10 protein-coding genes are annotated in these 12,476 nt (G+C 47.4%); 3 read left to right on the forward strand and 7 right to left on the reverse strand.

The features are described 5' to 3' along the window. Window positions 1–2: 2 nt before the first annotated feature. The 6 genes from HER31_RS18285 to HER31_RS18310 are packed head-to-tail and all read right to left on the reverse strand — an operon-like array spanning window position 3 to window position 6,929. Entirely contained in the window at window positions 3–830 is an 828-nt protein-coding gene (locus HER31_RS18285; RefSeq protein ID WP_168662867.1) for a hypothetical protein, read from the reverse strand. After that, window positions 827–1,552, reverse strand: a complete 726-nt coding sequence (locus tag HER31_RS18290) for a hypothetical protein (protein ID WP_168662869.1) — start codon at window positions 1,550–1,552, stop codon at window positions 827–829. Before HER31_RS18290 ends, HER31_RS18285 begins: the two co-directional genes overlap by 4 nt. After that, a complete protein-coding gene (locus HER31_RS18295) occupies window positions 1,549–2,850 on the reverse strand; it encodes an ATP-binding cassette domain-containing protein (protein ID WP_168662871.1) in 1,302 nt (433 codons plus the stop codon). Before HER31_RS18295 ends, HER31_RS18290 begins: the two co-directional genes overlap by 4 nt. Then, window positions 2,843–3,886 carry a FecCD family ABC transporter permease gene (locus HER31_RS18300; RefSeq protein WP_168662873.1) on the reverse strand — a complete coding sequence of 348 codons (1,044 nt, stop codon included), beginning with the start codon at window positions 3,884–3,886 and terminating at the stop codon, window positions 2,843–2,845. Before HER31_RS18300 ends, HER31_RS18295 begins: the two co-directional genes overlap by 8 nt. Further along, entirely contained in the window at window positions 3,877–4,860 is a 984-nt protein-coding gene (locus HER31_RS18305) for an ABC transporter substrate-binding protein (protein WP_168662875.1), read from the reverse strand. Before HER31_RS18305 ends, HER31_RS18300 begins: the two co-directional genes overlap by 10 nt. Window positions 4,861–4,871: 11 nt before the next feature. Next, window positions 4,872–6,929 (reverse strand): TonB-dependent receptor, encoded by a 2,058-nt coding sequence (locus HER31_RS18310; RefSeq protein WP_168662877.1) that lies wholly within the window; start codon window positions 6,927–6,929, stop codon window positions 4,872–4,874. A gap of 1,040 nt (window positions 6,930–7,969) precedes the next feature. On the opposite strand from HER31_RS18310, the gene HER31_RS18315 reads away from it, so the two are divergent. From HER31_RS18315 to HER31_RS18325, 3 genes are all read left to right on the forward strand, one after another. Continuing rightward, a complete protein-coding gene (locus tag HER31_RS18315) occupies window positions 7,970–8,464 on the forward strand; it encodes a cytochrome c3 family protein (RefSeq protein ID WP_168662879.1) in 495 nt (164 codons plus the stop codon). 17 nt (window positions 8,465–8,481) lie between these two features. After that, the gene (locus tag HER31_RS18320; protein ID WP_168662881.1) at window positions 8,482–9,987 is read left to right on the forward strand and encodes a flavocytochrome c; all 1,506 of its coding nucleotides are present in this window, start codon (window positions 8,482–8,484) and stop codon (window positions 9,985–9,987) included. A 140-nt stretch (window positions 9,988–10,127) separates the two neighbouring features. Continuing rightward, window positions 10,128–10,925: a TetR/AcrR family transcriptional regulator gene (locus HER31_RS18325; protein ID WP_168662883.1), complete on the forward strand. Its 798-nt coding sequence runs from the start codon at window positions 10,128–10,130 to the stop codon at window positions 10,923–10,925. Between the two features lie 637 nt (window positions 10,926–11,562). Here the strand turns inward: HER31_RS18325 and HER31_RS18880 are convergent. Next, on the reverse strand, window positions 11,563–12,468 hold the full coding sequence (locus HER31_RS18880) for an RHS repeat domain-containing protein (RefSeq protein ID WP_168662886.1): 906 nt from the start codon (window positions 12,466–12,468) through the stop codon (window positions 11,563–11,565). Window positions 12,469–12,476: the final 8 nt, after the last annotated feature.

The raw sequence follows: 12,476 nt of genomic DNA on the forward strand, positions 1-12,476 counted from the left end.
GATTAATCCTCCAACCTTTTTGAGCACAGCGACAGGTGTAATACGTGCAGCAACAGGCTCAACAGTAACAGTAGATAGCAGCCAAAAAAGAAGGCGGTAAGCGGATTATGGATAAGCGTTACCTTAGCGGTTAAGGCACTATCCGGCTGGCCGTATGGCACATAAAAATCGGTGACAATAAGCTTATTGCTTTGCCATTGGTAGGGTTCGAGAAAACGCGCTTGAGCGTTGATGTTCTGCTGTTGAATAGAGACCACAAACTCAGCGGTGTTATGGCGTGGATCAAATTGGGTAATGCTGCGACGGGTGATGCGGCCAGCAGCGGTATGCCCTTGCAGATCGGCACGGATAGCAGCGATATCGTCTTGGTAGTCGATATGCTTAAGGGTAATGGTTGTTCCTTCAAATTGGGTGCTGTCACCCACCTGCATTTCAATTTTGGTTGGCTGATGTACCCACACAACATCAAGCCCATGACACACAAAGATCAGTAAGGTAAGCAGGTGGATCGGCGCTAACATAATCTGCTTGTGGCGCCAGCGCCGTCGCTGCCACAGTGGGATCAAACTGGTGTAAGTGCAGGCTAGAGTGCTGCAGCCGAGTAAGAAAAACACCAGCACTAAACTGGATAGCCAAAGTAGCAGTACAGGTTCAAGCTGCATGATTGGCCACCACTCAACCAAGGCGATGCTATTGAGCTGTTTTAAGCTGCTGCGATAGCCACCTAAATCCGCTAACCCCATCCCGATGCCAAACCAGACAATGCCAGCGCACAGCAGAATAAAGGCCAGTCGCATCGAACTGAGTTGCTTAAGTGAATACTGGATCATAGTAGGCGGTATCCAAGTTGAACGACGACGATAAAGCCAAGCAAACTGCCCTTAGCGGCATACATTTTTTGTTTGGTGGCTAACCAGCGGGGAGGGAAATGAAATACCAAGTTAAGCAGCAGATAGATCAAGGCAGAGAAGAAGAAGTGGCTACTCCAACTCCAGCTATGGCCCCAGCCTTGAGCGGCCCAATAGCTGCCGGAGATCTCACCAGATAGGAAGAGAACACCAGACAGCAATGCCAGTTGATGGCAGCGAGCGGCGAGACGTTGACTATCGGCACTATAGAGTAAGGCATAACCGATGGCAGCTACTAAGGCACACCCCATCGCCAGTGGTCGCGACAGGAAAAACAGATTGGCCCACACATAGGTGAGCATGGAGCTGTTATCCAGCGGCACGGAATAGAACGCTGAGATAAGTAGCAGGATCAAACTGGCATTGGTGCTATGCAGTTGCAAGCGACCATTGAGTTTACGGCTAGGATCGCAATGGTGCTGTTGGCAGTGACACGGCGAAAAACTCTTTAGTGGCATCAGCGTACAGATGAGTACCACCGTTGCGGTCGCGAGCAACATAAACAGGGTGCAGCTAAAGGGGTACAACAGGGTTGCCGCATCGAGGTAAGCCAGGCTGATTAGGCACAACAACAGAGCAGTATTGCGATACCACTTAATCAGGTTGCAGGTGCCTACCGATTGCACCGTCTCTATCTGGTTCATCTGCGGCAAAACTCCGTTAGTTTGTTAAGCACTTGCGGATCCTGCGCATCTACAATGGTTGGGTTAGATAGTCCCCAGTGATTGATCGCCCGTTGCACCAATGACGGCCGAATGACCCAGATGTGCTTGCGGGCGGGGTTGGTTAATAGTGCCGCCAATGATTTTGCTAAGCCGCCGCCATTGAACTCCATTGGCCCAATCTCATCCACCAACCAGATACCATTATGCTGGGTCGTCGCTGGGGTTAACGCGTCTTGGCCGAGTTTGATGCCACGCTGAGAAAATTGGAAACGGGTACCGGTGATCGGGTCGAAATCACTCTGGCGCTGACCAAAGCGGCAGCGTTCGCCGCTGGCGACATTAATAATGTCGCTGCTGAAACGTTTGCCATCGCGCATCTCGCCGGGGCAAATAATGCCGTTGAGTGGTAATTGTTGGTCGCTATTTTGATTCACCAGTTGTTCTAGGGCGGTAGTCTTGCCACTGCCAGATTCACCGGTAAGGATTAATACTTCGGGGGGCTGCTGGCTAAGCAATTTTTGCGGCATAAACAGTTCCTGATTGCAGATCTTCACCGAGCCAGTTGTAAGGCCATACAAGCGGCTGATGTTGTGGTTGGTCATCACCTCGGATGTTGACCCAAACGCGAGGGTTTTACCGTGATCGAGCATCAACACTTTATCGGCGTACAGGTTGGCTAGGTTAGGATCGTGCAGGATCGCAACAGCTGCGGTGTTGTTATGCTTACAGGCCTGCTGCACTTGGTTCAAAATGTGGTAACGGTTGCGGTAATCAAGATGGTTGGTGGGTTCATCGAGTAGCAACAGGTTTTGACTTTGCAACATGGCCCGAGCCAACAGCAACAGTTGTCGTTCGCCACCGCTGAGTTGGTTAAAGTCGCGCTGAGCCAGATGATCGGCACCGAGATTGGCCATGATAGTTAACGCATCTTGGCGGTCTTGTTTACTCGGACTGGCGAAAGCACTTAGGTAAGGGGTACGCCCCATCAACACCATCTCAACGCCACTAAAAGCGAATGCACTGTCTTGCTGTTGTGGCACCAGTGCCACCTGTTGCGCTAACTCTCGAGTGGAAAGGTTGCCAATGGGGATGTCATCAAGGGTAATGTCGCCGCTGTCGTATTGCCGCTGTCCCAGGAGGCAATCAAACAGGGTTGATTTGCCTACCCCATTAGCGCCGAGAATCGCGACTAACTCACCGCGCTCAACGCTAAAGCTAACGTTATGGAGCAGTGGCTTGTCATTGATGTGATGGTTTAGCTTGGCAACCTTAAGCATGGTGACCTCGATGCCATTGCGAGCGGTAGAGCAGGAACGCAAACATCGGCGCACCGATGATCGAGGTGATGATCCCAACCGGTAACTCGGTAGAAAAGGCGCTGCGCGCTAAGGAGTCAGCCATCACCATGAAGGCTGACCCAGCAAGGGTACTTAGCGGCAGCAAACGAACGTGATCAGCACCTACAAAGGTGCGCATCATATGGGGGATAACTAAGCCAATCCACGCGACTTGCCCCACCACGGAAACGCAGGCTGCGACCACAAAGGAGCTAATAACGGTGAGCAACAAACGTAGTTGGTGTGGGGAGATACCGAGGCTACGACTTTGTTTATCGCCAAGGCACAACACGTTGAGGCGATAGCGCAACAGATGGGCGACGGTGTAACCGATAACTAGCGCTGGCAATAACTTAGCGACACTGCCCCAGCTGCTGGTGGAGAGCGAGCCCATCAACCAAAATACAATGGCTGGCAGCTGGCCGTAGGGGTCGGCCAGAGTTTTTAGCACCATTAATGCGGCACCAAACAGCGAGCCGACGATGATGCCGGTCATGATCATAATCAGCAGACTGTTGTTACCGACTTTACGGGCCATGCTAATGGCTGCGCCAGCAGCCAATAAACCAAAGCTAAACGCCAAGATCTGCACCGACATCCAGCTGCTGTAGGGCAATACTAAACCAAGGGCTGCACCGAACATCGCGCCGGAGGTAACCCCTAAGATATCTGGCGACACCAGCGGGTTACGAAACACCCCTTGGTAGATGGTGCCAGATAGGGCTAAGCCAGCGCCGACCAGCAGTGCCATGCATAAACGCGGTAACCGCACCAACAGAATAATCTGTTGTTCTGCGCTGAGATCCGCCGGTAAAGGCGAAGCTAACAGCAAGCACCATAATACTTCCGGCAGACGGACTAACGCCGATAAGGTGGCCGATGCGCTGACATCGTAGCGGCCCATCGCTAAGGCGATAATCAAGATGACTGCTGTGGCTAGCCAAAGTCGCTGCGATGCCGTGGTTGTTACTGGCATTGGCTCGACTCAAATGGAGAAGCGCACGGGCGGGCCAAGATTTGTTGGTAAAACTGAGCAATACGCTCGTTAACGTCGACATCCTGAAATTGTTGTGGGTGCACAACGCTGGCAAGGTAGTAGGCGCCAGCCACCGCCATTGGTGATGGCATATGCCACAGTGCATCGGAAGGCAAGGTGGCGCGAGGGTGTTGGGCCAACCAATTGAGCCCTGGTTCTGCCAATTGCTGTTCGAGGGTGTTATTACGGCCTTGCTCTAATACCAAAAACTGCGGTTGCCAGCGTAGTAGCTGCTCGAGGTTAATTTTGGGGTGAAAACCCGACGTTGCCGCTGCAACATTAGTTAGCCCGGCTATCTGCATCAGCTCATTTTGGTACATCTGGCCGCTAACGCTGCGATAGAAGTCGCTGCCATTAGCGTAGTAAGCCGGCACCGGTTTAGTGTTGGCTAAACGTTGACTTATCTCTGCCTGCAGTTGTTTGGTGGCGGTTTGAATTGCTAAAGCCTGAGGCATTGTACCGGTTGCGGTGCCAAGCATATTGAGCGCTTGTTGAACCTCTGCAGCGGATTCCGCCTTCATTAATAATGTAGGTACACCGAGCAAGCTCAGTTGTTGTGCAAGCCTAGCACCATCTTTTTTATCATTAATAACAACCAAATCCGGCTGTAGCGAGATGATGGTTTCAATATTAATGCCAGCCGAGCGACTCCCCACTGCCACAGGGTTATTGCCGTTGAGAAGGGTGCTGACTAAAGATTGGCGACCGTCTTGGCTGGAGATCCCAACCAGTTGTTGGTTCAAACCAAGGCTCAAACAAAAAATAGTGGCGGGCATGTAGGTGGTTACAACCCGCTTGGCTGGTGCGGGCAGGGTAACGTGACGCCCTGCCATATCAGTAAGCTGCACTGGGGTGGCCAGTGCAGCAAAACTGAGACACCAAATAGCAACGATCGTGATGATCCGTTGAAACATGGATATTCCTATTAGAAGCGGTAGGTTACGCCGACTTCGAAGTTACGACCTTCGTTCGCTTGACCGTCGCCTTCGTAGTAGTTCTCGTCAAACAAGTTGTTGACGTTGGCAAACGCAGTTAGCTGGTTATTGAAGAAGTCTTTACGAATGCCGCCATTAACGGTAAACACGTTCTCTTCCCACAGGGTATCTTCGCCATCCCAGTAGATCATGAACTCGTCTTTGTAGTTCATGCGTAGGTTGGCGCTAATGCCGGTGTACTGCTCATCCCAGATCAAGATGGCGGTAAACTCGTTCTTTGGCAGATCGCGCAGGTGCTCGGTTTCGGCATCGTCGGACTTGTCGCGAGCGTGGGTGTAGGTGTGATCCAAGCTGTAACGCAAGGTATCGGTGATGTTACCGGTGAAGGTCAGTTCGGTACCGTAGTATTCCGCTTTACCAATGTTTACTGGGCGCTCATCGGCACAGTAACCATCGTCTTCATACAGAGCACATAGCTCACCAATGCGGTCGTCAACATCATGGTAGAAGGCATTGACGTTAACGTTGTTTAACCAACCTTGAGCGAAGTCTTTTTCCCAACCAGCGGCGTAGCTCAAGCTGCGTTCTGGATCCAGTTCGTACAGCTTACCGTCGTCGGCTTTCATGTCGTCGAAGGTCGCAAAGCGAGTTTTCTGGGCAACCGAGCCAAATACGCGGCTGCCATCATTCAAGGCGTAGCTTAAACCAACCATTGGATCAAAGGTATCGGACTCGTCGCCTTTGCCTTCACCTAGTACATCACCAGCAGAGGTACCTTGGAAGTCGTTGATCGTTTGCTGGTGCCATGCGATGCCAGCAACTGCAGTTAGGTTGCCAAACTGCATGGTGTCTTCAGCGGCAAGGCTGAAGGTTTCCAATGAGGAGCGCTCTGTCGGCTCGGAGAAATCAGGATCAATCGCGGAAATGGTTTTTTGCTTGTGAACGTCTTCTTTATAGTTGAAAGACAGGCTCAAGTTGTTCCAGTTGTTTACTTTAATATCGCCAAACAGTGCGCCACCAACGGTGTAATCGTCGTAGGTGCTGTCACCCAGCTTGACGCTTTTCTCCGCAGAGTCGTAAAACTCCATGTTGTCGGTGTGGGTGTGGTAATACGCTAACGCACGCATGGTTAGAGTGTCAGTGAACTTGTGGCTGGCGTTGATATCGATGCCGCGATCTTGATACTCAGATACATCAGAGAAGGTCGAGTAGGAGTACATTACCTTGTTGTAGCTGTCGTGGAACGGCAGGCCACGCTCGGTGTCGTAGCTGTAGATGCTGGCGTAAATCTCGCTGGTATTATTGGCATAGCCAGCGCGCAGACGACCGTTCAGCGATTCGGAGTCGGAGTTGATGCGCTTGCCACCATCTTCTACTTCCATGTACTTTGGCAGATCGCCCACTTTGTCTTTAATGTACGACTCAATTGGCTCGTAATCGTCAGAGAGGGAGTAAGCGTCGCGCTCGGTACGATCGATGGTAGCAAATACGGTAAAGCCATTCTTACCGTAACTTAATGAGGCGGACTCGTGGTTTTGGCCGTATTCACCAACGCTAGCGGTGATCTCACCAGAAAGACCTTCGCTGCCTTTTTGGGTAATGATGTTAACCACACCGCCCATACCATTGGGGCCATACAGTACTGAAGATGCGCCTTTGGTTACTTCAACCTTAGCGATGATTGCCGCAGGGATCTGGTTTAGATCAAGCTGACCATACTTAGTCTCATAATATGGAACACCATCCAACAGGATTAGGATCTTATCTTGTTCAAAACCCTGCATGGTTAGGAACTTTTCGCCCTTGTTCGACTGGGCAATGTGAACGCCTGGTACGTATTCCAACGCATCGGCTGCGGTTTTTGCACCAACCAACTCAATGGTTTCTGCGGTCAGAACATTATTGATGGCAATGTCGCGCACACCGGTGGTTTCTGATACGACGATCTCTCCAAGCGAGAACACTTCCTTGTCTTCAGCCATGGCGGCTGAAGCTGCTAATGACGCTGATACCACTAGGGCCAGCTGAGAAATACGTAAACCGTTCACTGTTATCTCCTGCTCAGTGTGATGGTCGCAAATAGTCCGACCATTTAATGGCGACGCATGCTAGCAAAAGGCCTTAATCAATTAAGGGCTAATAGTTGTTTTTAAGTCTTTGATCACGAATATAATGACAATAAATGCCCATTGATATGTTCATTTTGTAGTTATTGGTCAATATGTCTCACTGTTGGTGGTGGTTGAGTGAGTCAGCCTCACGTGGGTCAAATTGACGCAATGAGTGAATCTAAAGACTGTAATTGCTAGGGCATTGGCGAGCAGGATCACAGCTTGTGATGGTTCAATTTGGTCAGTTTGACCCTATTGGCAGGTAAATGATTAGCTTTGCGAATGCGGTTGTTGACTCAACAGTGGCATAACGTCAGAACGAACCAAGGGGGAGGGGCTATAGAAGCGCTAAAGTGGTCGCCGCTTTGTTGCTGCTGGAAGTTGGGACGATTTGTTTACTGTGTACAGTCACTATTACATTAGTTGGGGTTTTTGAGGCTAAGTCCAGCAATGGGTACTAACCATATGGATTAGTGAACGTCGCACTCAGTTATCGGAAGTGGTAAAGCGTGCCACGCACCAGAGAGCATTGTAAAAACCATGCATATGTTTACTTGCTTTTGTAGAAGAAAAATATTTCTTCGTTATTTACCTCCAAATTACTTGTTGGCCGTAAATTCGACGGGGAGAGTATCGAATAATAATGCGATTATAATTTTGTTGAACAAGATACGATTTTACATAGATATACTTACAACCTAATTAGGTTGGCGGTGAAAATAGACAATATAATATTTAAATAATTCTTTAATAAATCTAACGAACTCACAGTAGTAATGAACAACTAGCTTTAGTCATTAAAGTTTGTTGGGCTAATATAAATTTACATTTTTGGTTAAAGATTGTCCTGTTTTGTGATTGAACCCTTAACGCCTAGGGAAATTTGTAATAAACCTATCATAAATTTTTTCCACGCAATGCATCCGTCGTAACGTCGACATACTCTGCTCTGGCTCGCAGTGCATTTCAGGAAGCTTATGAAAAACCGTTTACTTATCTCGCTCATTTGTACTTTTACACCTTTGGCTACCCAAGCGATTGAATTTAAAGAAGTCGACAACTTCTTAAATTGCAATAAGTGCCATATTGAATCAGTGTTACCTGTTGAGCACGTTGCACTCAATCAAAATGATGATTGTGCAAGCTGCCATAATATTGATCAGCACAATGAGCCGAAACACAATACTTCGCTTAGAGGCAAAATATCGTTAGCCCACTCACACACTCTAAACGGGCTAAGTTGTAATGATTGCCATCAAACCGAAGGTGATTACCCATCTAATGAACAGTGTTTCGAATGTCACGAAAGTTATCAAAAAATCGCAGAGCAAACTGCCTTTTTAGGGCACATGAACCCTCATGATAGCCCGCACTATCAAGACACCCAAACTTGCGATACCTGCCACTACGTGCACGATAAATCAGAAGATCTCTGTCTTGAGTGCCATACCCGTTTCCGTCCTATTCCATAATTCAAAGGAACCTTAGAATGAGTAATTTACAACAGCGTCGTGATTTTCTAAAACGTGGTATCGCCTTAAGTACCGCGTCTATTACTGGCGGGACACTATTGTCCTCAAGTGCAACAGCTGCAACGGTGACCGAAGATATAAAATGGGACGAACACTATGATGTCGTTGTGATCGGTAGTGGTTTAGCTGGTTTATCTGCTGCTTATGCTGCTTCTGAGAATAAGGCCTCGGTAGTGGTATTTGAAAAAATGAAAACAATCGGAGGCAACTCCGCTATTAACGCCGGAAGTGTGGCAGTTGCTGGTAGTGACTATCAAAAAGAAAAAGGTATTAAAGATTCACCAGAGCTCCTCTATCAAGATATGCTCAAGGCTGGCCGTAACCTAAACCACCCCGAACTAACAAAACACGTATGTGACCATACTTGGCCTTATGTAAAAGAATATTGTATTGATAAGTGGGGAGTGGAATTTACTGGCCAAGTTATTCATGTTGGTGGACACTCGGTACCGCGTGTAATGAGTACTCAAAGTGGTTCCAAATTTATTAATGCACAAGTTGATGCTTGTAAGAAAAATGGTGTGGTTGTGCAAACCCGTACAATGATAGATAAGATTATTAGCGATGAGAATAATAATGTTATCGGTGTTCGGGTTCGTGAAAAATACCGCTTTGGAAAGTCAGAAAGTGGAAAAGTAAAGCACATTAGAGCCAACAAAGGGGTCGTGTTATCTGGTGGAGGTTTTACTGGTGACCAGCGTTACGTGACTTTGCAGGAACCAACGCTTCAAGACGCTCGTAACACTGGCCAAAAAGGAGCAACCTCAGAGTTATTGATTGAAGCTCTGAAGGCCGGTTGTAATCCTGTGCATCTGAGTTGGGTACAGCAGTATCCTTTGAGTTCACCAGATGAAAAGGGTTTCGGTTTTGCTTACGCCTTCAGTTCCCGTGCGGCGTGTGTACACGGTATGTTAGTTCGCCCTGATACCAGCAAACGTTTTATGAATGAACTTGGGAATAGAAAACAGCGAGCGGATGCCATTATTGCGAGTGGCCACCCTGCAATTGCTATTGCCGACAGTGTTGGATTTGGAAAAGTATCCCACTCTAAAATCCCAATGGCACTAGAAAACAAATCCTTGAAAAAGTTCGATACGCTGGAGGAATTAGCCAAGGAGTATGATTTAGATGTGGCGGTACTAAAGGGTGAAATTGCTCGCTACAACGAATTAGCAAGTACTGGTAAAGACGTAGATTTCAATCGTAAAATGAGCGGTGTCAGCATTGCTAAAGCGCCATTTTACGCTGCGCGTTGTTACCCTAAAGTGCATCATACTATGGGCGGGGTGCAGATTAACGTTCATGGTGAAGCCATTGGCCTTGATGGTGAAGTTATCAAGGGGTTGTATGCTGCAGGAGAGATGACCGGCGGTGTACACGGGGCTGTCCGACTTGGTGCTTGCGCCATTGCCGATTGCATTGTGTTTGGGATTACCGCAGGTAAGAGTGTCTCTGCTGCGTGAACCTGTTAAACAGAACTTAGCTGATTAATTGAGTCCCCTGACTGATTCAGGGGGCATTTTTTGCGTTTTGACACGCAGTATTACATCAGCGTTCTCCGTAAACTCGAGTACAACTAACTGACATAATTTATGGTTTTTTGATGCAATGTCCAAAATCGACTAACGAACAGCACGCTTGCACCAAAATTCTAGATGCCGCAGAACAACTGGTGGCCGAATTTGGTATTGTTTCATTTCGTTTTGCCGAAGTTGCCCAGCGTGCCAACTGCTCTAATTACACCCTTTATAAACATTTCAAATCAAAAGAAGACTTGTTGGTTTGCCTGTTTTTAAGAAACTGTGCGACGACCTCTTTGCATGGGTTTATTACGAGCAACCCAGATCTTACCCCCCGTCAATTGGCTGTATGCCACCCAATATTTTCCTTTGTGGCAACACAACGAAGCAAAACATTCAGAAGTTTACGGTTGGTGTCAGTGAACAGTTTGTGCTGGCAATTAGCGAGCAATGAGAAAGAGACGGCTTTAAGACGCCGAGTCGACTTGTTCTGGAATACTGCACAATTCCTATATGACAATGCCCAACGCTTTGGTGAGTTAAAACTGCCCGCAAGCGATGTGCATCAGGTTACACAGTCTATAGGCTTCTTTTTGGCTGGAATACTATCAGCTTATGGCAACAAAGCTATTGGTGCTCACCATCTCGGCGACAGCCGTGATAGATTTTTTCATTTTCTAACGATGCAACTGAATCAATTTGTTTGGGAAACCCCCTTTGAAGTAGTTGAGTTGCAACAGGTAGAGCAACGAATTAATAAATTTTTTGATAACAAAATAAGTAATTACAAAAATTGTCCAAATTGTAATAAATGTAATGAAATAAGTGAATTTCCTTGGCAGGCATCCGTTAATATTCGGCTTCCAACCACGGCTAATTGAATCAACGGTAACTCCTATGGTAGTGAACCGTTGTTGGTTCTAGTGGATAATTACCCTGTTGATAATGAGCCTATTATTAAATCATCAAACAGAGTAATTAAGTAGTTAAATCAATTATGTCAAGTAAGTAATGCAAATAGCAGCCAGTATATAACTCAGCTTAGTTTATAGCGAAGTTTATAATTGATGGTCACTTCCTAGCGAAATCGTTGCCTGCTGCCATTACTGTAATGGCCAAGTTAGAGCGGACACATGGTGCTAAATGGCGGAATATACAATTGTATTCCACCTCAATGCGACCAGCATTCCGCACCGAGTTGGGCACGCGTCCAAACCAAACTAGCCAGCTTTCCGGTGATAACTGGTCAGTTATTAACAAATCTAAACAAAAACTTTAACTGAGATTACTCTCTAGGGGTGTCTGCCTCAGGGTTAGCTAGCAAGTAAACTATGAAGACTACAAACATTGAGAGATAGACCCCGATCCCGGTTATTAAAACTCTTAAAAAAACTTCATTAAAAGAGCCGTCGACGCCAGAGATCAAGGACTTTATGAGAATCACAAACATAATAACAGTCCCGGATATGCATCCGTACTTTAAAGCTCTTTTAAGCAAATGAGGTTTGGAGCCATCCATCAACGTTCTTCCTTTTGTAAACCTTGATCAATCGTTTTCCCAGCAAAATCACTAGCGGCATTAACACCTGCATCAAAAGCTTGGTTATCCAGAGATTTTACCGTATCTTTGACTGCAGTGGCTACTTTAGCTATTGCACTACCAACCTGCTTTCCTGGGCCAGACATAGACATAACCCCGTTGACGGTTGTGTCGCTTAAGCTTGGAGTCTCTCCATTTAGGTTTTCGTTGACAGCATAACCTGTTGCCCCTGCTACACCACCGCCTGCCGAAACTAGTGCTCCTGCCGCAATTTTCTCACTTTGAGATGCGACTACCTTGCCTCCCACACTTAAGCTCGACTTGGCTAACGATGTTAATCCTCCCGTCACCGCACCTACTGCACCACTAACTAAAGATTGTTTTAAATCAACGGAGCCAGTCATTACGTATTGAGCTCCAGCATCAGCGATGAAACCAATAGCAAACCCAAGCACTCCAAACTCACCATCGGGATCAACGTATTTGTACGGATTGTTATTCGCGTAGGTATAACGATTGAATCCATGCACGGGGTTGCCACGTTGGATATGGCCAAGGGCATCAACGGGATCATTGGAGTAGAACCGACCTATGAGTGGATCATAGTACCGAGCCTGCATATAAGTTAGGCCAGTATCCTTATCGAATTCATGGCTGGTATAACCGGTGTCGTCTCCTTGGTTGTTCAGGCGCTTTCCAAACAGATCGTAATGCTCCCGCCAAAGAACATTGCCTTCTTCGTCGGTGGCGGCAACAGGTGAACCTAATGCATCGGAGTGCATGTAGGTGACTTTAGCCGCCTGTGTAGGTAGTGCCATTAATGCGATGAATATTGCGGTACTTAGCAAAACAGCTTTTGACCACTTAAATTGGATATTATTCATTTGCTGAT

This window comes from Ferrimonas lipolytica (genome assembly GCF_012295575.1).
In the GTDB taxonomy this organism is placed as follows: domain Bacteria; phylum Pseudomonadota; class Gammaproteobacteria; order Enterobacterales; family Shewanellaceae; genus Ferrimonas; species Ferrimonas lipolytica.